At 64.3% G+C, this 22,879-nt stretch carries 27 protein-coding genes; 17 read left to right on the top strand and 10 right to left on the bottom strand.

Annotated features, from left to right (window positions below):
- The first annotated feature begins 27 nt into the window (after nucleotides 1–27).
- From gnd to FJW04_RS03345, 7 genes are all read left to right on the top strand, one after another.
- The gene (gene gnd, locus FJW04_RS03375; RefSeq protein WP_140618400.1) at nucleotides 28–1,044 is read left to right on the top strand and encodes a phosphogluconate dehydrogenase (NAD(+)-dependent, decarboxylating); all 1,017 of its coding nucleotides are present in this window, start codon (nucleotides 28–30) and stop codon (nucleotides 1,042–1,044) included.
- Nucleotides 1,045–1,066: 22 nt separating this feature from the next.
- Entirely contained in the window at nucleotides 1,067–2,443 is a 1,377-nt protein-coding gene (gene zwf, locus FJW04_RS03370; protein ID WP_140618399.1) for a glucose-6-phosphate dehydrogenase, read from the top strand.
- 14 nt (nucleotides 2,444–2,457) lie between these two features.
- Nucleotides 2,458–3,162: an ROK family protein gene (locus FJW04_RS03365; RefSeq protein ID WP_015315077.1), complete on the top strand. Its 705-nt coding sequence runs from the start codon at nucleotides 2,458–2,460 to the stop codon at nucleotides 3,160–3,162.
- Between the two features lie 207 nt (nucleotides 3,163–3,369).
- Entirely contained in the window at nucleotides 3,370–3,834 is a 465-nt protein-coding gene (locus FJW04_RS03360; protein WP_041163289.1) for a MucR family transcriptional regulator, read from the top strand.
- A 125-nt stretch (nucleotides 3,835–3,959) separates the two neighbouring features.
- Nucleotides 3,960–5,060 carry an aminotransferase class I/II-fold pyridoxal phosphate-dependent enzyme gene (locus FJW04_RS03355; protein WP_140712311.1) on the top strand — a complete coding sequence of 367 codons (1,101 nt, stop codon included), beginning with the start codon at nucleotides 3,960–3,962 and terminating at the stop codon, nucleotides 5,058–5,060.
- A gap of 158 nt (nucleotides 5,061–5,218) precedes the next feature.
- Nucleotides 5,219–6,457, top strand: coding sequence for an MFS transporter (locus tag FJW04_RS03350; protein WP_140712309.1), 1,239 nt, complete (start codon nucleotides 5,219–5,221; stop codon nucleotides 6,455–6,457).
- 15 nt (nucleotides 6,458–6,472) lie between these two features.
- Complete coding sequence (locus tag FJW04_RS03345; protein ID WP_051041236.1) at nucleotides 6,473–6,742, top strand: hypothetical protein; 270 nt, start codon at nucleotides 6,473–6,475, stop codon at nucleotides 6,740–6,742.
- 37 nt (nucleotides 6,743–6,779) lie between these two features.
- Here FJW04_RS03345 and FJW04_RS03340 read toward each other — a convergent pair whose 3' ends face one another.
- The 6 genes from FJW04_RS03340 to hemC form a co-directional block, all read right to left on the bottom strand.
- The gene (locus tag FJW04_RS03340) at nucleotides 6,780–7,496 is read right to left on the bottom strand and encodes a glutamine amidotransferase (RefSeq protein WP_015315072.1); all 717 of its coding nucleotides are present in this window, start codon (nucleotides 7,494–7,496) and stop codon (nucleotides 6,780–6,782) included.
- A 15-nt stretch (nucleotides 7,497–7,511) separates the two neighbouring features.
- Nucleotides 7,512–7,991: a TerB family tellurite resistance protein gene (locus FJW04_RS03335; protein ID WP_015315071.1), complete on the bottom strand. Its 480-nt coding sequence runs from the start codon at nucleotides 7,989–7,991 to the stop codon at nucleotides 7,512–7,514.
- 36 nt (nucleotides 7,992–8,027) lie between these two features.
- Nucleotides 8,028–9,620 (bottom strand): heme biosynthesis protein HemY, encoded by a 1,593-nt coding sequence (locus tag FJW04_RS03330; RefSeq protein WP_140712307.1) that lies wholly within the window; start codon nucleotides 9,618–9,620, stop codon nucleotides 8,028–8,030.
- Between the two features lie 10 nt (nucleotides 9,621–9,630).
- The gene (locus FJW04_RS03325) at nucleotides 9,631–11,109 is read right to left on the bottom strand and encodes a COG4223 family protein (RefSeq protein WP_015315069.1); all 1,479 of its coding nucleotides are present in this window, start codon (nucleotides 11,107–11,109) and stop codon (nucleotides 9,631–9,633) included.
- A gap of 109 nt (nucleotides 11,110–11,218) precedes the next feature.
- Nucleotides 11,219–11,935: a uroporphyrinogen-III synthase gene (locus tag FJW04_RS03320; RefSeq protein WP_140618386.1), complete on the bottom strand. Its 717-nt coding sequence runs from the start codon at nucleotides 11,933–11,935 to the stop codon at nucleotides 11,219–11,221.
- Nucleotides 11,936–11,937: 2 nt separating this feature from the next.
- The gene (gene hemC, locus FJW04_RS03315) at nucleotides 11,938–12,864 is read right to left on the bottom strand and encodes a hydroxymethylbilane synthase (RefSeq protein WP_140618384.1); all 927 of its coding nucleotides are present in this window, start codon (nucleotides 12,862–12,864) and stop codon (nucleotides 11,938–11,940) included.
- A gap of 101 nt (nucleotides 12,865–12,965) precedes the next feature.
- Here hemC and tsaD point away from each other — a divergent pair, with 101 nt between their 5' ends.
- Genes tsaD through FJW04_RS03280 form a run of 7 tightly spaced genes read left to right on the top strand, consistent with a single transcriptional unit; the run spans nucleotide 12,966 to nucleotide 17,744 of the window.
- The gene (gene tsaD / locus FJW04_RS03310) at nucleotides 12,966–14,051 is read left to right on the top strand and encodes a tRNA (adenosine(37)-N6)-threonylcarbamoyltransferase complex transferase subunit TsaD (protein WP_181172875.1); all 1,086 of its coding nucleotides are present in this window, start codon (nucleotides 12,966–12,968) and stop codon (nucleotides 14,049–14,051) included.
- Nucleotides 14,048–15,070 carry an NAD(P)H-dependent glycerol-3-phosphate dehydrogenase gene (locus tag FJW04_RS03305; RefSeq protein WP_140712303.1) on the top strand — a complete coding sequence of 341 codons (1,023 nt, stop codon included), beginning with the start codon at nucleotides 14,048–14,050 and terminating at the stop codon, nucleotides 15,068–15,070. The genes tsaD and FJW04_RS03305 overlap by 4 nt, the downstream gene beginning before the upstream one ends.
- Before the next feature lie 37 nt (nucleotides 15,071–15,107).
- Nucleotides 15,108–15,404 (top strand): YciI-like protein, encoded by a 297-nt coding sequence (locus tag FJW04_RS03300; protein ID WP_140618378.1) that lies wholly within the window; start codon nucleotides 15,108–15,110, stop codon nucleotides 15,402–15,404.
- Between the two features lie 39 nt (nucleotides 15,405–15,443).
- Nucleotides 15,444–15,869: an EVE domain-containing protein gene (locus tag FJW04_RS03295; protein ID WP_140712301.1), complete on the top strand. Its 426-nt coding sequence runs from the start codon at nucleotides 15,444–15,446 to the stop codon at nucleotides 15,867–15,869.
- Nucleotides 15,866–16,549, top strand: a complete 684-nt coding sequence (locus tag FJW04_RS03290; protein WP_140712299.1) for a methyltransferase — start codon at nucleotides 15,866–15,868, stop codon at nucleotides 16,547–16,549. The genes FJW04_RS03295 and FJW04_RS03290 overlap by 4 nt, the downstream gene beginning before the upstream one ends.
- Before the next feature lie 21 nt (nucleotides 16,550–16,570).
- Nucleotides 16,571–16,987 carry a DUF1761 domain-containing protein gene (locus FJW04_RS03285; protein ID WP_015315061.1) on the top strand — a complete coding sequence of 139 codons (417 nt, stop codon included), beginning with the start codon at nucleotides 16,571–16,573 and terminating at the stop codon, nucleotides 16,985–16,987.
- Nucleotides 16,988–17,000: 13 nt separating this feature from the next.
- Nucleotides 17,001–17,744, top strand: coding sequence for a glycosyltransferase family 25 protein (locus tag FJW04_RS03280; protein WP_140618372.1), 744 nt, complete (start codon nucleotides 17,001–17,003; stop codon nucleotides 17,742–17,744).
- Between the two features lie 4 nt (nucleotides 17,745–17,748).
- Here the strand turns inward: FJW04_RS03280 and gcvA are convergent, their stop codons facing one another.
- Nucleotides 17,749–18,681: a transcriptional regulator GcvA gene (gene gcvA / locus FJW04_RS03275; RefSeq protein WP_140712297.1), complete on the bottom strand. Its 933-nt coding sequence runs from the start codon at nucleotides 18,679–18,681 to the stop codon at nucleotides 17,749–17,751.
- Nucleotides 18,682–18,847: 166 nt separating this feature from the next.
- Here gcvA and FJW04_RS03270 point away from each other — a divergent pair, with 166 nt between their 5' ends.
- Nucleotides 18,848–19,090: a hypothetical protein gene (locus tag FJW04_RS03270; RefSeq protein ID WP_140618370.1), complete on the top strand. Its 243-nt coding sequence runs from the start codon at nucleotides 18,848–18,850 to the stop codon at nucleotides 19,088–19,090.
- A 74-nt stretch (nucleotides 19,091–19,164) separates the two neighbouring features.
- On the opposite strand, the gene FJW04_RS03265 is transcribed toward FJW04_RS03270, so the two are convergent.
- Nucleotides 19,165–19,701: a L,D-transpeptidase gene (locus FJW04_RS03265; RefSeq protein WP_181172874.1), complete on the bottom strand. Its 537-nt coding sequence runs from the start codon at nucleotides 19,699–19,701 to the stop codon at nucleotides 19,165–19,167.
- A gap of 144 nt (nucleotides 19,702–19,845) precedes the next feature.
- On the opposite strand from FJW04_RS03265, the gene FJW04_RS03260 reads away from it, so the two are divergent.
- Entirely contained in the window at nucleotides 19,846–20,529 is a 684-nt protein-coding gene (locus tag FJW04_RS03260) for a response regulator transcription factor (RefSeq protein WP_015315056.1), read from the top strand.
- 123 nt (nucleotides 20,530–20,652) lie between these two features.
- Nucleotides 20,653–21,108 carry a cyclic nucleotide-binding domain-containing protein gene (locus tag FJW04_RS03255; RefSeq protein ID WP_015315055.1) on the top strand — a complete coding sequence of 152 codons (456 nt, stop codon included), beginning with the start codon at nucleotides 20,653–20,655 and terminating at the stop codon, nucleotides 21,106–21,108.
- 169 nt (nucleotides 21,109–21,277) lie between these two features.
- Here FJW04_RS03255 and FJW04_RS03250 read toward each other — a convergent pair whose 3' ends face one another.
- Both FJW04_RS03250 and FJW04_RS03245 read right to left on the bottom strand, forming a co-directional pair.
- Entirely contained in the window at nucleotides 21,278–22,084 is an 807-nt protein-coding gene (locus FJW04_RS03250; protein WP_140618367.1) for an exodeoxyribonuclease III, read from the bottom strand.
- Nucleotides 22,085–22,182: 98 nt separating this feature from the next.
- Nucleotides 22,183–22,863 (bottom strand): outer membrane lipoprotein carrier protein LolA, encoded by a 681-nt coding sequence (locus FJW04_RS03245; protein WP_140712495.1) that lies wholly within the window; start codon nucleotides 22,861–22,863, stop codon nucleotides 22,183–22,185.
- Nucleotides 22,864–22,879: the final 16 nt, after the last annotated feature.

Below are 22,879 nucleotides of genomic sequence, written 5' to 3'. Positions count from 1 at the left end.
AAATCTCTAGGAAACAGGGACGAAACCATGCAGATCGGAATGATGGGACTGGGCCGGATGGGCGCCAACATGGTGCGGCGGCTGATGCGCGACGGCCACGAATGCGTCGTCTATGACATCAACCCGGCCAGCGTCGCGGCGCTTGTGAGCGACGGCGCCTTGGGGGCGGCATCCCTGGAGGAATTCGTCGGCAAGCTGGCCAAGCCGCGCTGTGTCTGGCTGATGCTGCCGGCGGCGATCACCGGCAGGATCATCGATCAGGTCGCGGCGCTGATGGAGCCTGGCGACATCGTCATCGACGGCGGCAATTCCTACTATCACGACGCCGTCGACCAGGCCGCGAAACTGGCCACCAAGGGCATGCATCTTGTCGATGTCGGCACCAGTGGCGGCGTCTGGGGGCTGGAGCGCGGCTACTGCCTGATGATCGGCGGTCCCGACGTGGCGGTGCAGCACCTCGATTCGGTCTTTGCCACGCTGGCGCCTGGCGCTGATGCCGGCGCGCCCACCCCGGACAAGACCGCCGGCACCGCGCCCTATGGCTACCTGCATTGCGGACCGAGCGGCGCCGGCCATTTCGTCAAGATGGTGCACAACGGCATCGAATACGGCGTCATGGCCGCCTATGCCGAAGGCATGAACATCCTGAAGTCGGCCAATGCCGGCAAACGGCAGCGGACGGCGGACGCCGAGACAAGCCCGCTGGAAAACCCGCAATACTACCAGTTCGACATCGACCTTCCGCAGGTGGCCGAGGTGTGGCGGCATGGCAGCGTCATCGGCTCCTGGCTGCTCGATCTCACCGCCGGCGCGCTGAAGAGCGATCCGGGTCTGGCGCAATTCGGCGGCCGGGTCTCGGATTCCGGCGAGGGCCGCTGGACGCTGAAGGCGGCGATCGACACCGGCGTGCCGGCACCGGTGCTGTCGTCGGCCCTGTTCGACCGCTTCTCCTCGCAAGGCGAATCTGAATTCGCCGACAAGCTGTTGTCCGCCATGCGCTATGCCTTTGGCGGACACATCGAAAAGCCGAAGGGCGGCAAGTGACGGCGACAGGGGAGACGCACGCATGAGCCAGGAACGGTCCGATACGCTGGTGCTCTTCGGAGCGACCGGCGACCTCGCCCACAAGAAGATATTTCCAGCGCTTTACCAGATGGTCGCCAAGGGCACGCTCACCGAACCGGTGATCGGCGTCGCCTTCGACGCCTGGGATTTGAAGCAGTTGCAGGACCGCGCCCGCGACGGCATCGTCCATGCCCTCGGCGCCGTCGATGAGAAGGTCTTCGCCAAGTTCGCGTCGCTGCTGCGCTATGTCAGCGGCGACTATCGCGATCCCACGACCTTCGAGAAGCTGAAGACGGCACTCGGCAGCGCCCAGCGGCCGCTGCATTACATGGCGGTGCCGCCGTCCATGTTCGAGACCGTCGTGCAAGGGCTGGAGCAATCCGGCACCGCGCATGGCGCGCGGCTGATGGTCGAAAAGCCGTTCGGCCACGATCTGCAGTCGGCACGCTGGCTGAACCGGGTGCTGCACCTGGTGTTCGACGAACAGTCGATCTTCCGCATCGACCACTATCTCGGCAAGGAGGCGATCCAGAACCTGCTCTATTTCCGCTTCGCCAACTCCCTGCTGGAGCCGATCTGGAACCGCAATTACGTCGAGAGCGTGCAGATCACCATGGCCGAGGATTTCGGCGTCGAGGGGCGCGGGCGGTTCTATGACGATGTCGGCGCCATCCGCGACGTCATCGAGAACCATCTGCTCAACATCCTGCTGCTCCTGGCCATGGAGCCGCCGGTCGGCCGCTCCGCCGACGACCTGATCGACGAGAAGGTGCAGGTGTTGCGCGCCATCCGGACATTGACGAAAGACGATGTCGTGCGCGGCCAGTTCACCGGCTATCTCGCCGAGCCCGGCGTGGCGCCGAACTCGCCGGTCGAGACCTTCGCGGCGGTGCGCTTCTTCGTCGACACCTGGCGCTGGCAGGACGTGCCGTTCTTCATCCGCGCCGGCAAGAACATGCCGGTGCATGTCACCGAGGTGGTGGTGCGGCTGAAACGGCCGCCGCTCGACGTCTTCGACCCGATCAAGCCCGCCGACCAGAACTACGTCCGCTTCCGCATCGACCCGCAGGTGATGATCGCCATCGGCGCCCAGCGCAAGGCGCCCGGCGACGACATGATCGGCGAGCAGGTGGAACTCACCGCGCTCGACGATTCCAAGGGCGACATGCCGCCCTATGAACGGCTGATCGGCGACGCCATGAACGGCAACGGCCAGCTCTTCACCCGCCAGGACGCCGCCGAACTCGCCTGGCGCATCGTCGGTCCGGTGCTCGGCGACACCACGCCGCCGCATCTTTACGAACCGAGGACGTGGGGGCCAGCGGACGCCATGGCCGGCTTCGGGCCGCCCAATGGCTGGATCGACCCGGTCGCATGAGTGGAGGGGACGAGATGGCCAAGGTGGTTAAGAAGGCTGCGTCGGACACCGGGCAGGTAGTCCTTTCGATCGATATTGGCGGGTCGCACGTCAAGATCCTGACCAGCGACGGTGGCACCGAGCGCCGCACCGATTCCGGGCCTGACCTGACGCCAAGGCAGATGATCGACAAGGTGAAGAAGCTCGCCGACGGCCTGTCCTATGACGTCATTTCGATGGGCTATCCGGGCCCCGTGCGTCAAAACAAGCCGGTGCTCGATCCCATGAATCTCGGCAAGGGCTGGGCCGGCTTCGATTTCACCGCTGAGTTCGGCAAGCCGGTCAAGGTGGTCAATGACGCGCTGATGCAGGCCCTCGGCAGCTATGAGGGCGGGCGCATGCTGTTCCTCGGCCTCGGAACCGGCCTCGGTGCCGCGATGGTCCTCGACAATGTCGGCCAGCCGATGGAACTCGCCCACCTTCCCTACAGAAAAGGCCAGAGTTTCGAGGACTATGTCGGTGAACGTGGCCTCGTAAAGCGCGGCAAGAAGAAGTGGCGCGGTCATGTCTTCGACGTCGTCAACCGGCTGCGCGCCGCCCTGCAGCCAGACTATGTCGTCATCGGCGGCGGCAATGTCGACAAGCTGGACGAATTGCCCCCCGACTCCAGGCGCGGTGACAACACACGCGCCTTTGAAGGCGGATTTCGTCTGTGGCGCGACAAGGCCCTGATCGTCTGATATTATTACAACTTAGTATAGTTGTTCAAAATGCCGTGTTATGTCCCGGCGATAGATTGCATTGTGCAGATTTGCCGACTAGGAAGTCATCCCCACTACATCGCGTCGCGCGCGACACACGAAGACGACCCACTTTAATTTTGCGCATCATCCTTTTTGAAAACGGCCCCATTTTCGAGGTTATGCGCCATGGATGGAGGAAATAGATTGACCGACGAAAACAGCCACGCCAGCAAGACACTCGACCTTCTCGAGCTGACGGCCCATATCGTATCGGCCTATGTCGAGAAGAATCGCCTGCCTGCGTCCGGCCTTCCCGAGCTGATCGCCAGCGTCAGCGCCTCGATCAGCGGGCTCGGCCAGCCGGTCGCCCCGGTGGCGGCACCGCTGGTCCCGGCCGTCAACCCGAAGAAGTCGGTGACGCCGGATTTCATCATCTGCCTCGAGGACGGCAAGAAATTCAAATCGCTGAAGCGTCATCTCGGCGTGCATTTCGGCCTGACGCCGGACGCCTATCGCGCCAAATGGGGCCTGCCTTCCGACTATCCGATGGTTGCCCCCAACTACGCGGCTTCGCGCTCCGAACTGGCGAAGTCGATCGGCCTCGGCCGCAAGGCCGCCGTGGTCGCCGCCGTCAAAGGCAAGGGCCGAAAGGCCAAAGTCTCGGCCTGAGGCGATTTGGACGCTGAGCCAATTGTTAGGACGACTGGAATAGAAGCCTGCCGGCGAATTCGCCTTGGCAGGCTTCGTGCTTTTGTGGCTTGGATAACCTGGGACAAGACGATCTGGGGGAAGCCATGAACTACACCAGGATGGTGATCGAGAAAGAAGCGCCGGAGGAGTACGGTTACGACCGCATCCGTTACAACCTCTCCGAAAGTTCGATCGCCGATCAGAAACTCTCCGATATCGGCCTCTCGCTGCCTGATCTGACCCTCTTCTATGGCGAGCATCGCGGCGACAGGGAATTGCGCGCGCTGATCGCCGCGCAGGACGCCGGCATCGCGCCCGACGACGTGCTGGTCACGGCCGGTGCGGCCGGCGCGTTGTTCATCATCTCCACCTCGCTGCTCTCGGCCAGCGATCACCTCGTCGTCATCAGGCCCAACTACGCCACCAACATCGAAACGCCGCGGGCGATCGGCTGCGCCATCAGCTTTGTCGACCTCGCCTTCGACGAAGGCTTCGCCATCGACGTCGAGCGCGTCAGGGCCGCGATGCGGCCGAACACGAAGCTGATCAGCGTTACTTGCCCGCACAATCCGACCGGCACCATGATGAGCCGTGCCGAATTGGACGCGCTGGTCGCGCTCGCCGAGACCAGCGGCTGCTATCTGCTGGTCGACGAAACCTATCGCGATCTCTCCTATGGCAGGCGCCTGCCTTTGGCGGCCTCGCTGAGCAAAAAAGCCATCAGCGTCTCGTCGCTGTCGAAAGCCTTCGGCATTCCCGGCATCCGCATCGGCTGGCTGATCACCAGGGATGCGGCCCTTCAGGAGACATTTCTGGCCGCCAAGGAGCAGATCGGCATCTGCGGCAGCGTCATCGACGAAGGCATAGCGCGCGGCGTGCTGGAGGGCCGGGACGCTTTCCTGGCAAAGCTGCTGCCCGAAATGGCCAGGCGCCGGGACATCGTCCAGGCCTGGATCGACCGCGAGCCGCTGGTCGACTGGGTGCGGCCCGAAGGCGGTGTCGTCGGTTTCCCGCGCCTCGATGTCGAACCCGGCTTCGACCTCGATCGCTTCTATGTCAGGCTGCTGGAAGATCACGGCACCTATGTCGGGCCCGGCCACTGGTTCGAAATGGAAAAGCGCTTCTTCCGCGTCGGCTTCGGCTGGCCGAGGGAGGCCGAGTTGAAAGGCGGGCTGGACGCGATTTCAGCTGCGCTGCGGCAGTAACTTCCGCGTGCTATCGGTGGTGCGGATCGAAAGTCCCTTGATCCGGATCTGATTTTAAAGCATATCCGCCCCGAACTTTACCAAGTTCCATTGGTCGAACAGCGCCCATTCGGGAAGTGCCCCGCGAGCCGATGCCCACCGCAACGGGGCCTCACTTCATGATACCAGAACAAACCTTGCCGGAGCAGCGCTATGCCGCTTTCCGGCACAGAGCCTTCCTCAGCTACTGGACGGCGCGCTTTCTCACCACTTTCGCGACCATGATCGTTTCGGTGGCCGTCGGCTGGCAGGTCTATGATCTGACGCGCGATCCGTTCGATCTTGGCATTGTCGGCATCGTCCAGTTCCTGCCGTCGCTGCTTCTGGTGCTGGTTACAGGTGTCGTCGCCGACCGTTTCGGCCGCCGGCTGATCATGACCCTGGCGACCTTGGTCGAAGGCGCCTGCGCGCTGGCTCTGCTGTTTCTGACCCTGCGCGGCCTTACAACCCCGCTGCCGATCTTCGCCGTGCTGGTCATGTTCGGCATTGCCCGCGCCTTCTACGGGCCGGCTTCGTCCTCCCTGTTCGCCAATCTCGTGCCGCAGCGCGATTTCGCCAATGCCATCGCCTGGAACTCCTCCGCCTGGCAGACCGCGACGATTGTCGGCCCGGTCGCCGGCGGCTTGCTCTATGGTGTGTCGGCGGAAGTGGCCTATGCGACGGCCGCAGTCCTGATGCTCGCCGCCGCGTTGCTGATCTTCACCATTCCCAAGCCCGCGCAACAGACCGCCACCGACAAGCCGACGATGGAGACGCTGTTTGCCGGCTTCCGCTACATCTGGAGCGAGAAGATCGTACTCGGCGCCATCTCGCTCGACCTTTTCGCCGTGCTTCTGTCCGGCGCCTCGGCACTGCTGCCAGTCTATGCGCGTGACATTCTGCAGCTTGGACCCTGGGGCCTCGGCCTGCTGCGCTCGGCACCGGGGATCGGCGCCATCTGCGTCGCCGTCTGGCTTGCGGGCCATCCGATCCGCGACCGTGCCGGCAAGATCATGCTGAGCTTCGTGGCGGCGTTCGGCGCCTGCACCGTGCTGTTCGGCCTGTCGACGCTCACCTGGCTCTCGATCGTAGCACTTGCCCTGATCGGAGCCACCGACATGTTCAGTGTCTACATCAGGGAGACGCTGATCCAGCTGTGGACGCCCGACGAGGTGCGCGGCCGCGTCAACGCCGTCAACCAGGTCTTCGTCGGCGCCTCCAACGAGGTCGGCGAATTTCGCGCCGGCACCATGGCGGCGCTGATCGGCACGGTTCCGGCGGTGGTGATCGGCGGCGTCGGCGCCGTCGCGGTTGCCGGCCTGTGGGCCTATCTGTTTCCGGCGCTGCGCAAGGTGAGGCACCTCAAAGGACGAAACTGACGGGGCAGCGAATCTATGCTAAGCCGCCGCCGAACCAACCAAAGGACGACACAAGTGAGTGAACCGACCGTGGCCGAAGCGACCGAAAATATCTACGCGTCGCTCAGGGCGGACAATGCCGACATCGACGCCCATATCGCGACGCTCAAGGCAGCGCTGGCGCGAGAGGGGATAAAACAGGCGGTGTTCGATCCTGCCAAATTGGCGCAGAGCAACCGCTCGGGCCGCAAGTTGATGCAGGCTTATTTTCGGCAGCGCGGCGTGAGCGTAACGTTTTCGGACTAGTTTTTAGGCGTCGGCGGTTCAGAGCACCGGCCCGGCACTACCGCGCCACAGGCTCGCCAAAAATCGTGCGCAAAAACTCGTCGAGCCAGCGCTTCAAATGCATGTCCCAGATCAGCCGGCCGCCGAGATGGTCGCGGCCGGGCTGCGCACCGGGCAGCTCGAAGCGGTGGGCGCCGCGCACCACCCAGCGCTGCATCATCACTCGGGTCAGTTCGCCGTGGAACTGGATGCCCCAGGCATTATCGCCATAGCGGAAGGCCTGGTTGGGATAGGTCTCGTTCGTGGCCAGCAGCGTCGCGTCGCTCGGCAGCGAAAAGCCTTCACGATGGAACTGGTAGACCATCTCTGGCCAGTGCATCAGTTTCTTGCCGGCCTCGGTCGCTTTCAGGGGATACCAGCCGATCTCGACCAGCCCTTCGCCATGGCCCTCGACCTTGCCGCCGAGATGATTGGCCAGCATCTGCGCCCCAAGACAGATGCCGAGCAGTGGCCGGTTCTCCCTGAGTGGAATCTGCAGCCAGTTGGTCTCGCGACGGACGAACTCGTCCTCGTCATTGGCGCTCATCGGACCGCCGAAGACGACTGTGCCGGCGTGGCCATCCAGCGTTTCCGGCAAGGCGTCGCCGAGCGGCGGGCGGCGGATGTCGAGATCGAAGCCCTCTTCGAGCAGCATGTGACCGACGCGTCCGGGGCTCGAATTCTCCTGATGCAGCACGATCAGGACTTTTGGTTTCGACCTCGTCTGGCGCGGCATGGGACGGCGAAAATCCTATTCGTCCGAGGATGTTCCAGTGGCGCCCGGCGCGTGCGCCGCCGCCTTGCGGCGCGCCTCGACGCGGTCGTGGCGTTCGACGCCGATCAGCTCGGCGACACGCCACACCGTGTTGTCCTCCAGCTCATGCAGCTCGCCATCTGCATAAACGATCTCCCACATCAGGCCGATGAACGCCTTGCGCCCCTCCGCGTCGAGGTGGCGCTTGAGCACGCTGGTGAAGGCGTAGAGGTCGATTGCCTCGTTGTCGGCCCGCTCGCCGGCGGCGGCGAGTGCTTCGAGTTCGGCGCCGCTGATCGAATAGCTTTGCGCCAGCACCGCCTTGAACCGCTCCCATTCGACATCCTGGCGCACGCCGTCGGCATTCATCACATGATAGAGCAGCGCCGAGGCCGCGACGCGCGGATCGTCCGTGCTGGCATGGCTCCCGGAGCCGGCCGGCAAATCCCTGAGAAACGACAGAACGCGCTCGAACATCAATTCATTCCCAAACGGCCCAACGGCCTGCCCAAATCAAAACAGCCGGAACCGGCGTGTCGACTTTTCCGCCTCGTCGTCCGGATCGACGCCTGGATCGTCCGGCAGCCGCGCCAGTTCTTCCGCCGGCTCGACCGCCTCGGCGTCGGCTGGCACCGCGGCAAAGGCGGCGGCCGTGACCGGTGTGACATGATCCTCGCGGCTTTCGGCGTCTTTGCCCGTCGCCTCGTCGCCCGGTGCGGCGTGATCGATCACCTCGACCGGCCTTTCCGGCCTGCCCGGCGCCTCGATGGCCACTGCCGGGGCGTCCGGCTCATCGTGGCTGTCGATCAGCTGGCCAAGCCGCTCCATCGGCGCGCGCCATTCGAAGGCGTCGAGCCGGCCGGTGACCGGCGAGACCGGCGCCCAGCGCTCGGAGACGACGCCGTCGGCGACCCAGGCCGGATCGCGCGGGGCTCGCACCGCCTTGGACAGCAGCTGCCGCACCTTGCCCTGGTCACCGGTCTCGGCCTCCTCGATGTCGGCGAGCAGCAGATAGGCGCCCTCGCGTCGGTCCATCCGGATCGCGGCCTCCGCCTCGCGGCGGGCGGTTGAAAAATCCTGCGCGTCGAGCGCGGCACGCGCCACCGTCATTGACGATTCAGCGTGGTTCTTCTTCATCTCCTGCAGCTTCTTTGCCCGGTTGAGCCGATCGAGCACGGCGTCACCCGGCCTCGCATGGGTGTAGAGCTCGGCAATCTCGGGATGCGGGTCGGCCTTCCACGCTGCTTCGAGGATCTTCGAACCCTTGCGCACGTCGTTCTGCTTGAACAGCGCCGCGGCGGCGGCAACGGCGGCGGGGGCAAAATCCGGCTGCAATCTGTTGGCCTCGATCGCCGCTGTCCTGGCAGCCGCGGGATCGCTGTCGGCGAGCGACTGCGCCTTGGCGGTCAACAGCACGGCGCGGCGGCGGTTGGCGGCGTCACGCTCGATCTGCCGCGTCGACTTTTGCGCGTCGACCAGTTTCAGCGCGCCATCCCAGTCGCCGCGCGCGGTCAGTTCCTCCAGCGTCGATTCGGCCGCCCAGGCCAGTTGCGGCGCTACTGCGGCGGCACGGCCGGCATAGTGCCGGGCGGCGTTGCGGTCGCCCAGGCGTTCGGCTTCCAGGTAAAGCCCACGCAGGCCAAGCAGCCGCATTTCGGGATCGTCGAGCATGCTCTCGAATTTTTGGCGCGCGCCTTCATGGTCGCCTTCGAGCAGCGATGCCTGTGCCTCGAGCAGATGGATCAGCGGCTCCTGGTCGGAGCGGATCAGCTTGGCCGCTTCCTTGGTCTTCTTGCGGGCGAGCGCCCCGTCGCCGGCGCCGGCGGCGATCATGCCGGTCGACAGCGCCTGATAGCCACGGTCGCGGCGGCGCACGCGAAAATAGCGCGAGATGGTGTAGGGACTGTTCCACAGCGACTTGATGAGCCACCAGACAATCATCACCGCGGCGACGACAGCGACGACGGCAACCGCCGCCACCATCAGGCTCACCTGGTACTGATAGCCGTTGAAGGTGACGACCATGTCGCCCGGCCGATCGGCCAGCCAGGCAAAGCCCAGCCCGAGCGCGAAGACGACGATGAGGAAGGCGAGCAGGCGGATCATCGTGTTGCCCTCATGCCTTCATCGCGCCGGAGATCAGCGCGTCGACCTGGGTTTCGACCTCGATGCGCGCCTTCAGTTTGCCGGCAAAGTCGGCGCCCGCTGCCTTCGCGGCTTCCGGCAGCGTGTCATATTCGCTGAGTGCCTTGGCATAGTCGCCCTGCGTGACCGCAGCCTCCATGCGCGCCACGGTTTCCGGTGCGCCGGGGCCTTCGACGGCACCGATCGGCCGGACCTTGACCAGCGATTCAGCGCTCGACATCAGGTTCTGAAGGAAGCCGGCATTCTGATCGACCGGCGTGGCGGCGGCGACCATGGCATTGGCGGCGGCGTCCATCCGCGAGGCGATCTCGGTACGGGTCGGCACGCCCTTTTCCGCATAGGGCCGCAAGGTCGCGAGTTCGGGCGCATCAGGCGAAATCGCGGCCAGCGTATCGAGTTCGGCTGAAAACGGCGCGCCGCGATCGAGCGCCGCCTTCAGCGCCGAGGCAGCGATGGCGAGTGCGATCTTTGGCTGGGACGCCTGCGCATCGACCTTGCCGGAAAGCTGCGACACCGACTGCTCCAGCGCGGAGAGACGGCCTTCCTGTGCCTTCGCCGCCTCGCCCGTCGACTTCACCAGCGCATCGAGACCCGCCAGCTTTTCGTTGAGCGGGCCGAGATCGACAGGCGCCGCGCTGCCGGCTTTGCCGAGGGCCGCCACCGTGGTTTCGATCTGCTTGACTTTGTCGCCCATCGCGGCAAGCCCGGCATTGTCGCCCGCGCCCCCCTGTTCGACCGCCGATTTCAGCGCCGCGACATCGCTCTTGACCTGATCCAGCGCCGACGACAGGCCGTCGACCTTGGCCGATGCACCGCCGCTGCCGCCGGCTTCCCTCATATCCGCGATTTCGCTTTTCAACGAGGCGATCTCGCCATTGACGCCGTCGAGCGAGACACCGGGAGCGGCACCCGGCGCACCGAGCAGGCCGGCAAATTGCAGGCCACCGGCCCCGACCAGGGCGATGACACCACCGATGACGCCGGCGGCGATGCCGTTGAGGCCGCCCCGCTTCGGCTGCGTGACCATCGGTTCGCTCCTTGCGTCGGTTTTACCGGAAGCCGCCTTGGTCTCCGCGGTTTTGGCGGTTGCATCCTCGAAATTGTAGTCGGAAGCCTTGGCGCGGTTGGGGGGTGTATCCGAACCGGGATAAAGCATTTCCGGCTCAGTGGATTTGGCCTCGGCTTGCGATGGCGCGTGGGTGCCAGGCTGCCCGGCGGCTGCATCGCCATGCTCCCAAGGTTCGAGATCCGCCTGATCGGCATGTACCGGCTCGTCCGGCGGCTCTGGCCGCGAGGCGTTCGCCGCTTCCTCGGCCTTCGCCTCATCGGTCTGGGCGGTATTCTTGGCGGCATCCTCGTCGACGATGCGTGAGACGGCGCCCGGATCGAGATCGATGGTCACCGGCTCGCGGCGGCCTTTCGAGTGTCGCATCTTCGGCGTCTTGACCATGCAGGGGCTCCGCAAATTCGCTTCGTCTCAACGCCTGGCGGCGCGTGATGGTTCAGAAAGGGTCTAGCACATCACCAAGCGGTGAAAAGGGGCGGTGTGATGACGCGGGTCAGGGCCGTGCCCGCAAAAGTGCCAGCAGCGCCTCCTCGTCGGGCCGCGCGGCAACGTGCATTGCTTTGCCGGTGCCGTCGCCGAAAGCGGCGGCAATGCGCGCGGAAAGAGCAAAAAAACGGGTCTTTTCAAAGGCCTGCTGCAAGGTAAGTCGCCTGGCCAGTGTCTGCATTTCGGCAGCGGCCATGGCCGAATAGAGCAGCACCGCATCGACGGATTGACCGGATATCAGAGGAAGGATCGCTTCGTCCGAATAGCTCACCGCAAGCGTGTCATAAGTCTCGACGGCATGGACCTGGGCGTGAGCTGCTTCCAGCTTCTGCTCGAAGGCGGGAAATCGCACGCGCCCGCAGAAATAGACGATTGTTTTGCCGGAAAACGCGATTGCCATGCCGTCGGCCAGCGCCTCGGCATCGCCGAGCCCCTCATTGACCGAGAGAAAGCCGGCTTTGCGCGCGGCCTCCGCGGTCCTCCTGCCGACAGCATGACAAGGCAGATTGGACAGCACCGCAATCAGATCTCTGGGGGCGTGGCGCACCGCATTAGCGCTGGTGATGGCGACGACTGCCACGTCTTCCGGAATCGCCTTGGCATCGACCGGCAACGCCTTCGTCTCCGTCAAGGGCAGGAGAAGAGGCTCAAAACCCATCTCCTCCAGCTTTCGCGCGGTGCGCGACGCACCCGGCTCCGGTCTGGTGACCAGCACGCGGAGCATCTTCAGAGCCAGCCGTGGAAGAACTTTTCGCCGGCCTTGGCACGCACCGTCCGCGCCGCTTCATCACCGATGCGGGCGGCGTCCTGTGCCAGCCCTTGTAGCTCGACCGCGTGCGACTGCGTGCCGTCGGGCGAGATGATCAGCCCGGCGAAAGAGAGCTTTCCGGCCTTGATCGCGGCATAGCCGGCGATAGGCGTGCGGCAGGAACCATCGAGCGCCGCCAGGAAAGCGCGCTCGCAGGCGAGTGCCTGCCCTGTCGCCACATCGTGGATCGCCACCAGCATCTTCCCGACATCGCGGTCGCCGATCCGTGTCTCGATGCCGATCGCACCCTGGCCTGGTGCCGGCGGGAAGCTGTCTAGCGGCATCAAATCGGTGGCAACATCTTCCAGGCCCAGCCGCTTCAGGCCGGCATAGGCAAGGATGGTGCCGCTCACGACCTCTTCGTCGAGCTTGCGCAGCCGCGTCTGCACATTGCCGCGGAACATCACCACGTCGAGGTCCGGCCGCATGCGGCGGATCAACGCCTGCCGCCGCAGCGACGAGGAGCCGACTTTCGCCCCTTGCGGCAGTTCCGCGATCGTCTTCGCCGCCCTGCCCACAAAGGCATCGCGCGCATCCTCGCGCGGCAGGAAGGCGGAGAGTTCCAGGCCGGGCGGCAATTGCGTCGGCATGTCCTTTGACGAGTGCACGGCGATGTCGATCGCGCCGGCGAGCAGGGCTTCCTCGATTTCCTTGGTGAACAGGCCTTTGCCGCCAGCCTCCGACAGCGGCCGGTCCTGGATGCGGTCGCCGCTGGTCGAGATGACGACGACCTCGAACGCCTCCGCCGGCATGCCGTGCGCGGCCATCAGCCGCGCCTGTGTTTCATGCGCCTGCGCCAATGCCAGCGGGCTGCCGCGTGTTCCGATTTTCAAGATTGTTTGCATGGCGCGCGGTCCGTGATAACCCCCGGCTGGCTTTGCGTTTCCGGGCACTCTCCTAACGAGGAACGCCCTGACATACAATCTCTGGAGAGAGCGACGAATTGATCCGCGTTCTGGGCATTGAGACGAGTTGCGATGAGACCGCCGCCAGCGTCGTGGCGCTGGAGGGCGATGCCGCGCCGAAAATCATGTCCAACATCGTGCTCTCCCAGATCGAGGAACATGCAGCGTTCGGCGGCGTCGTGCCGGAGATCGCCGCGCGCGCCCACGTCGAGGCGCTGGACGGCATTATCGAGGCCGCACTCGCCGATGCGGGCGTGGCGCTGGCCGAGCTCGATGCGATCGCCGCGACCGCCGGACCAGGCCTCGTCGGCGGACTGATCGTCGGCCTGATGACGGCTAAGGCGATCGCCGCGGCGGCCGGCAAGCCGTTGATCGCCGTCAATCACCTCGAAGGCCATGCCCTGACGGCGCGGCTGACCGACGGGCTCGAATTCCCCTATCTCTTGCTGCTGGTCTCCGGCGGCCATACGCAGATTCTGGCCGTGCGCGGCGTTGGCGACTACCAGCGCTGGGCCACCACCATCGATGACGCGCTCGGGGAAGCCTTCGACAAGACCGCCAAGATGCTCGGCCTGCCCTATCCCGGCGGTCCCAATGTCGAGAAGGCAGCGCTGTCAGGCAATGCATCGCGTTTTGCCTTCCCACGGCCGATGAAAGGCTCGGCACAGCCCGATTTCTCCTTCTCCGGCCTGAAGACCGCGGTGCGCCAGGCGGCGACCGCGATCGAGCCCTTGAGCGACCAGGATGTCGCCGACATCTGCGCCTCGTTCCAGGCGGCCGTCGCCGATGCGCTCGCCGACCGTGTTTCTCGCGCGCTGGAACGCTTTCGCGAAACATTCCCTGGCACGAAAAACCCGGCGCTGGTCGTCGCCGGCGGCGTCGCCGCCAACCGCACGGTCAAGACAACGCTGGAGCGGCTTTGCACTGACGCCGGTTTCAGCTTCGTCGCGCCACCCCTGAAGCTTTGCACCGACAACGCGGCGATGATCGCCTGGGCCGGTATCGAACGTCTGCGAGAAGGCATGGCGCAGGAGAACGGCTTCGATTTCGTGCCGCGCTCGCGCTGGCCGCTGGACAGCGTCTCGGCGCCAATGGTCGGCTCCGGCCGTCGCGGAGCCAAGGCATGACCGATCGAGCCACGAACAGCGAGGGTCCGGACAAAAGCGGCTGGCATGTCGCCGTGCTGGGCGGCGGCGCCTGGGGCACGGCGCTGGCGCTGGCCATGCTGCGCGCCGGCCATACGGTGCGGCTGTTCGCGCGTGATCCTGAAACCGTGGCCGCGATCGGCCGGGGCGAGAACCCACGCTATCTCCCGGGCATCGCCATCGCGCCCGGCATCGAGGCGACGAGCGACATGGAGGCAGCCCTCACTGGGGCCGATTGCGTGCTGACGGTGACGCCGGCTCAGGCGTTGCGGGCCACGCTGGCCGCCGCCAGGAATCATATGCCGGCCGGCATTCCGCTTGTGCTTTGCGCCAAGGGCATCGAGCGCGACACCGGCGCCTTGCTGTCGGCAATCGCTGCCGAAGTCTTGCCGCCAAACCCGGTCGCAGCCCTGTCGGGGCCGAGCTTTGCCAGCGATGTCGCCCGCGGCCTGCCGACGGCGGTGGTGGTGGCCGCCGGCGACGAGGCGCTTGCGGCCAACCTTGCCGCCCGTTTTTCGGCTGAAAACCTGCGCTGCTATTCGAGCGACGACTTGATCGGCGTCGAGATCGGCGGCGCCTTGAAGAACGTCTTCGCCATCGCCTCCGGCGCTGTCACCGGGGCCGGGCTCGGCGCCAGCGCACAGGCGGCCATGGTGACGCGCGGCTTTGTCGAACTGCGCCGCATCGGTGCCGCCTTCGGCGCTAGGCCCGAGACCCTGATGGGGCTTTCCGGGCTTGGCGACCTGCTGCTTACCTGCTCGTCGGCGCAGTCGCGCAATTTCGCCTATGGGCTGGCGCTCGGACAGGGCAAGGCACTTTCCGGATTGCCGCTGGCCGAGGGCGTGCCGACCGCGGCGATCGCCGCCCGCATCGCCGCCGAGCGCGAAATCGATGCGCCGATCATCGCCGCGGTCGCCGCCATACTGGACGGCACCATCACCATCGGGCAGGCCGTGACGGCGCTGATGACCCGGCCGCTGAAGACCGAAACCAACGATTGATCCCCACACTCTGATCCAACCACCCAGGAGAAAGACCATGCTGTTTGCTCTGATCTGCAAGGACAAGCCCGGAAGCCTGCAGGTGCGCCTCGACACGCGGCCCGAGCATGTCGCCTTTCTCGAAGGGCTGAATGGCGACAAGAAATTGGCCTTTGCCGGTCCGTTCCTCGACGCCGACGGCAAGCCCAATGGCAGCCTCGTGGTGGTCGAGGCGCCTGATCTGGCCAGCGCGCAGGCTCTGTCGGCCGCCGACCCCTATGCCAAGGCCGGCCTGTTCGAAAGCGTCGAAATCCGCCAGTGGAACTGGACGTTCAACAAGCCGGCGGCTAGTTAATTCGCGGCGCCCGCGACTGGGCCGCAAGGAGGAGAGAAAATGAACTACTGGCTGTTCAAATCCGAACCCTCGGTTTTCTCCTTCGAGGCGTTGAAGGCCAAGGGCAATGCCGGCACCCAATGGGACGGCGTACGCAACTACGCTGCCCGCAACAACATGAAGGCCATGCAGGTCGGCGATCTCGGCTTCTTCTACCATTCCAACGAGGGGCTGAACGTGGTCGGCATCGCCGAGGTCTGCGCGCTGGCCCATCCCGACACCACGTCGGATGATCCGCGCTGGGAGTGTGTCGACATCCGCGCCGTCAGGGACATGCCGAACCCGCCGACGCTGGAAGAAGTCAAAGCCAATCCGAAACTGGCCGAGATGGCGCTGGTGCGGCTCGGACGGCTTTCCGTGCAGCCGGTGACCCCGGCCGAATGGAAGGAAGTCTGCCGCATGGGCGGCCTGATGCCTGCGCCGTGACGGCACTTACACCCGATAGCGCCAAGCAATTCATTCTCGACAACACGGCGCTGATGGCGCCGCCGCATGTGCCAGAAATTCGCCTTCACCTCGCCGACGAAGCGCATGATCTCTGGCAGCGAACAGAGGACGAACTTGTCGAGATCGGCCTGCCGCCGCCCTTTTGGGCGTTTGCCTGGGCGGGCGGCCAGGGCCTCGCCCGCTATGTCATCGACAATCCCGATATGGTCCGAGGCAAGCGCGTGCTCGATTTCGCTTCGGGCTCCGGACTCGTCGCCATCGCCGCCGTCAAGGCGGGCGCTGCCGAGGTAACCGCCGCCGACATCGACCCGTTCTGCGCCACCGCGATCCGCCTCAACAGCGAGACCAACGGCGTCGGCATCGCGTTCCTCGGCACGGACTGTGTGGGCACCGATGCGGGCTGGGACGTGGTCCTGGCAGGCGACGTCTTCTACGACAAACCCTTCGCCGACCGGCTGATGCCGTGGTTTTCGACGCTCAAACGGCGTGGCGCCGACATTCTGGTCGGCGATCCCGGCCGGTCCTATCTGCCGCGATCGGGGCTGGAGCCGCTTGCCGTCTATCAGGTGCCGGTGACAAGGGCGCTGGAGGATGCCGAAGTCAAACGCACCACGGTATGGCGACTGCTTGACGCCATCGCCGAACAGGCGTTTCCATAAAACCGCACAGGAGGGGAACGCATGGATTTTTCAGCGGTGAATTGGCTGGCGGTGATCGCCGCCGCCGTCGTGGCCTGGCTGTTCGGCGCCGCCTGGTACATGGCGTTGAGCAAGCCCTGGCTGAAGGCCGCCAGGCTCGATCCGGCGACGATGAAGAAATCGCCTCTGCCCTTCGTCATCTCCTTCATCGCCGAACTGCTGATGGCCTACATCATGGCCCTGGTCGTCGGCGCGATGACGGGTGGTGAGCCGACCTGGCTGGCCGGACTGATCTTCGGTTTCGTGCTTTGGCTGGGTTTTGTCGCCACGACGCTGTCGGTCAACCATCGCTACGAGAATTTCGGCTGGGACCTGACTGTCATTGATGGCGGTCACTGGCTTGGCGTGCTGTTGATCATCGGCGCGGTGATCGGCTGGTTCGGCGCCGCTGCAAGCTGACGGTGCGTTGACGATGGCGGATAAGTCCGGATTTCCCCGCGACCTGGTGTTCACCAGGATTTGTCACGTCAAGCAGGGCTACGACGACCGGCGCCGGCACATCGTGCGCGAGTTCGACCGGCGCGGCGTGCCGGTCACCTTCTACACAGACTGGGACAGGGCGGATATCACCCCGGAAATCCGTGCTGAATTGGTCGCCCCCGATTTTGTCCACCCGGCGCAGGTCTCGCTGGCGCTGAAGCATGTCGGCATCTGGCGCGACTTCCTCGAAACCGACCTGCCCTATTGCCTGGTCTTCGAGGATGACGTCTTCCTCGCGCGCGACTTCGTCGCCAAATTCCGGCAAGGGCTGGCCGAACTCGGCAGCCCGATGCGCAAGGCCGTCATCTATCTCGGCAACGGCAGCAACTACTACACGCCGAGCTGGAAATTGCGCAGGGGCCAGAGGCTCTACCCGGCACTGCATGCCAGGTGCGCGGATTCCTATCTCATCACCCGTCCGGTCGCCGAAGCCCGCTGTGCCTGGATCGATCAACACAAGATCTACACCGTGATCGACCACCAGATCGAGCAGATGGACGAAAAACTGGGCGTTGAGATGCTGTGGTTCGAGCGGCCGATCGTCGAGCAAGGCAGCGAAAACGGCGCTTTCCAGACTTCCGTCGCCGGCAAGATGCAGCCGCTGCTCTACAAGAAGCTGAAATGGAACGTGAAGAAATACCGACGCATGATCTTCGGCCACAACGCCAGGTCCTGAAGGTCTAAAGTTTTTCCGTCGTTCGCGTCCTGGAAACTTCCTCGAGGATCCATTCGCGGAAGGCGACGACGCGGGGATCGTCGGCCATGGCCTGGGGATAAACCAGGAAATAGGCGTATTCCGGCGCAACCCTGATGCTAAGTTCGAAGGGCCGCACCAGCCGGCCCTCGGACAGGTCGTTTGCCACCATGGCGAAATCGGCGAGCGCGACGGCATTGCCGTCGAGCGCCGCCTGGACCGCATCCGTCGATGTGCCGAAGACCACGGTGCGGCTGTCGTCGAAATCGTTGATGCCGGCCGCCGCCATCCACATGCGCCAGTTCGGCCATGTCACGCCCTGTCGGGCCCATTCGATATGGGCAAGCGTGTGGTTGAACAGGTCGCGCGGCTCGCGCAGGGGCGGCCCCGATGTCAGGAGGCCCGGACTGCACACCGGAATGATGATGTTGTCGAACAGGCGGTGTGCGCTGAGCCCCGGATATTTGCCGGCGCCGAAGCGGATGCCGACATCGACGTCGTCGAGATCGAAATCGCGCAAGCCATAGGCGATGTCGAACCTGAGTTCGATGCCCGGCCGCTGCTGGCGGAAATTCTCGACGCGCCGCATCAGCCATTTCGCCGCGAACTGCGCGTCCAGCGTCACCTTCAGGAATTCGGTGCCGCGCGCCATCTTGCGCGCCCGCATCACGGCGCGGCCAAGCAGGTCGAGCGTGTCGGTCGCCGCCTCGTAAAGCACCGTGCCCGCCTCCGTCAGCCGGATGGTGCGGCTGGTGCGGGTGAACAGCACGATGCCGAGCTGATCCTCGATTTCCTTGATCTGGTGGCTGACGGCGGCAGGCGTCAGGCCGAGCTCGTCGGCGGCGCGGGTGAAGTTGAGGTGCCGGGCCGCCGCCTCCAGCGTCCTGAGCGCCCGCGTTCCCGGCAAGAGCGCTGCCATCAGCGTGCGGCCTGATCGAAGCGGCTCATGGAGCCTTAATCCTCAAATTAAACTTGATGATCAGACAAGAACTACTCGTTTCCCGTTGGTTTATCAATACGGCATGATTGCAGCACCAAAGACACCATCAAACCGGATTTGATCTCCGGGGAATACGGATCACCTCATGTCTCACATCGCTCTTCGCCCTGCATACATCGCCCGGCCAGACTGGCTGTCGGCTGCCCGTACCTGGCTGCGGCAGGCCAGGGTCGCGGTCAACCTTCCTCACCAGAACGTCGAGGATCTCTCCGATCGCCAGTTGCGCGATATCGGGGCCGGTCGCAGGGACATCGCCCGGGCCATGGACCGCGAGACAGGCCGGTTGGGCCTTCTCGATATCGGCTGGCAGCGGAACAGGAAGGGATAAGCGAGCAGGGGAATAGGATGATACAGTTTGAGCGTGTCTGCTGCCGCTGAAGACTTCCCTATTCCCTATCCCCCCTATCTCACCACCCTTACCACCGTCCGGTCCGACAGCAGCGGCAAGAGCCGCGCCATCGTGCGCGCGGTCACCGCCACGCAACCTTCCGTCGGCGTGAAGCCGGGACGCGCCAGATGGAAGAAGATGGCGCTGCCGCACCCGCGCCGGCGCGGCGCGATGTTCCAGTCGAGCACCAGGCAGGCGTCATAGAGCCGGTCGTCGCGCCGCATGCGTTCGTGGCTGGCGCCGTAGGGAATCTTGACCGGCCTGTTATAGTTGCGGTCGTCAGGCACTTCGCACCAGCCGAGGTCCGGCCCGATCGGCGCCATCGCCAGCCGCGTTCTGCGCCCGGCGGCAAACTGATCTCCCCGGAAATAGCCCGTCAGTATGCGCATCGAAGCGAGCGGCGTGGCACCGTCGCCTTCGCGCTTGCCGGCCGAGATGCCGCCACGCCCCAGCGCGCACGCAAACACCGTTTTGCCGGCCTGCAGCAGGCCCTGGCTTGGATGGCCGGGCCGAGCCCGCACGGTCAGCACGCGCAGCCCTTTTGCCAAAATTGCGCCGGCTGCATTGCGATCGCGTTTTTTCTTGTATGATCGTGCCACGGAACAAATCACTGTGATCGGCTATTGTGCCGGCCAGCTTCCGCATAAATACGCAGCGGTCAACTGAATTCACTTTTCAAAACAACGGATTGATCCATGACCTCACGTACCATCCTGATCGTCGATGACGATGACGACCTGCGCGGCACACTGGTCGAGCAACTGTCCCTCTACGAGGAATTCGATGTGCTGCAGGAAGCGACTGCGGCAAAAGGCGTCACCGCTGCGCGCGGCGGGCTCATCGACCTGCTCATCATGGATGTCGGTCTGCCCGACATGGACGGCCGGGAGGCGGTGAAGATCCTGCGCAAGGGCGGCTACAAGGCGCCCATCATCATGCTGACCGGCCACGATACCGATTCGGACACGATTCTGGGTCTCGAGGCCGGCGCCAACGACTATGTGACCAAGCCGTTCCGCTTCGCGGTGCTGCTTGCCCGTATCCGGGCGCAACTGCGCCAGCATGAGCAGAGCGAGGACGCGACCTTCTCGGTCGGCCCCTACACCTTCAAGCCCAGCCAGAAACTGCTCATCGACCAGCGCGGCGGCAAGGTGCGGCTGACGGAAAAGGAAGCCTCGATCATCAAGTATCTCTATCGCGCCGACCAGAAGGTGGTGACCCGCGACGTGCTGCTGGAGGAAGTGTGGGGATACAATTCCGGCGTCACCACGCATACCCTGGAAACCCATGTCTACCGTCTGCGCCAGAAGATCGAGCGCGATCCTTCCAATGCTGAAATTCTTGTGACAGAAAGCGGCGGCTACAAGCTGGTTCCTTAAACATTTCACCATTCAAATGAGCGGTTCGGGCGGGGCCGCTTTCGGGTACGATCCTGTTGGAGGGGGATTCTGGGATCGTACCGCAGAGGAGGGATTGGACTGACCGTTCGGGGACACAGCTAGATGGCGCTGGATGACGACATCCGCATCCTGTCCGCCGTGAGGCTTTTCGAGGGCTTCACGCAGGAACAGTTGCGCCTGCTCGCCTTCGGTGCCGAGACCACTTTGGTGCAGGCCGACCACAAGCTTTATCGCGAGGACGATGTGGCCGACTCGGCCTATGTCGTGGTCAGCGGGCGCATCGTGCTCTATCGCGAGCAGGATGGCGAGCGCATCCCGATCGGCAAGGTCGGCCCAGGCACGATGCTTAGCGAGCTGGCGCTGATCGCCGATACCAACCGGCTGACCAGCGCCTCGGCCGAAATCGACTCGGAAGTGATAAGGCTGAGCCGCAAGATGTTCCGGCGCATCCTGGAGGAATACCCGGAATTGGCGGTGAAGCTGCATCAGCGCATCTCCGAGGAATTCCACGACATGATCCGCCGCATCGAGGAATTGGCGCCACGATTTTCGGGTTGACCTGGCATTTGACGCCGCAGGTGTCGAGATTCAGGTCAGGCCGAGGCGAAAACGGCGGACTCCGAGAAGCGTACTAAAGTACGTGAGCACAGTTCTACTGCGACGTAGTAGAACTGGGAAGCGCAGGAAGCCGCCGTTTGCAGGCCGGCTTCACCTGAATATCATAAACTTAATCCAGGGCGAACCGGGCAATCACTGGCACATGGTCCGACGGCCGGTCCCAGCCACGGGCGGCTCTAAGGATCTCATAGCCGGCAAAACTGGGCAGCAGGTTTGGCGACGACCAGACATGGTCGAGCCGCCGGCCGCGATTGGACGCCTCCCAATCCTGCGCGCGATAACTCCACCAGGTATAGAGCTTCTGTTCCGGTGGCACGTTGTGCCGCATCAGGTCGACCCAGCCGCCGGCGCGCCGCATCGCCTCGAAGTTTTCGGTCTCGACCGGCGTGTGGCTGACCACGTTGAGCAGTTGCTTGTGCGACCAGACATCATGCTCCAGCGGCGCGATATTGAGGTCCCCGACCAGCACCGACGCCGATACCTCGCCATGCTCGGCCCGGATGGCGTTCATCTCGGCGACGAAATCGAGCTTGTGCCTGAACTTCCTGTTGATCTCGGGATCCGGCTCGTCGCCACCCGCGGGCACGTAGAAATTGTGCACCAGGATGGTCTTGCCGCCGGCCTGTACCGTCACCGACAGGTGCCGGCTGTCCTCGATGTCGCAAAAGCGGCGCTTTTCGACCACCTCGATCGGCCGCCGCGCCACCGTCGCCACGCCGTGATAGCCCTTCTGGCCATGAAATGCGATGTAGGGATAGCCGACCTTGCGAAAGGCTTTTTCGGGAAAGAGCTCGTCCGGGACCTTGGTTTCCTGCAGGCAGAGCACATCGGGCGCGTACTCATCGAGCAGGCGTTCGACGATCGGCATGCGCAGGCGCACGGAGTTGATGTTCCAGGTGGCGATCGAAAAGGGCATGCGGAGGGTCCGGCAGGAGATCGCCATTCTACTGCCAGCCGCGCGCCGCAAAAACAAGCCAGCCCGCTCCGCTAACGGGCCTGGCTATATCGGCGGGCCTACCGCGTCTTGGTGTTCAGCTCGCGATTGGCCGTATAGTCGATGGCGAACGTGTCGGGCGCGAAGCTGACGCCTTCCTTGGTGTTGAAGATCATCACCGTCGTGTCCTTGCCCTGCGCGTCGGTGATCGTCCACTGCCGCAGATCATAGGTTTTCGGGTCGAACATCATGGTGATCCGCGCATTGCCGAAAACCGACTTGTCGGAAAGCTGGATGGTGGTGAGGTCGTCTTCTTCCTTGACGCTCTTGACGCGGTTGCCGGAGAGGTCGATGCGGTCGTCGAGCAGCAGTTTCAGCGGCGTCTTCGACAGCGGATAAAGGTCCGACGTGTTCAGTTTCTTGTTGAGTATGGCAACCGATCTGCCGTCGGAAATCACCCGGAAATTCGAAGACCCGTCATAGTTGAAGCGGATCTTGCCCGGCCGTTCCAGGAAGAATTTTCCGCCGGTCTGCTCGCCCTTGGGGCCGAACTGGACGAATTCGCCGCTCATCGATTTGACCGCCGAGAAATGGTCGGCGATCTTCTGTGCCGCCGCGGGCACGGCCGCCTGCGCCGAGGCCAGCAACTCGAATCCGGGCACCACGTTGAGTGCGGCGGCACCCGCGAATACCAGGCCCAGGCCAATCAATTGGCGGCGTGTCGGGGCAAAATCGCTGAGCGCTGAAAGATCGTTTTTCATATCGGTCACTCTCGTC

The organism is Mesorhizobium sp. B2-7-3 (assembly GCF_006440715.1).
Lineage (GTDB): Bacteria > Pseudomonadota > Alphaproteobacteria > Rhizobiales > Rhizobiaceae > Mesorhizobium > Mesorhizobium australicum.
This window is presented reverse-complemented; position numbering and strand designations above follow the sequence as displayed.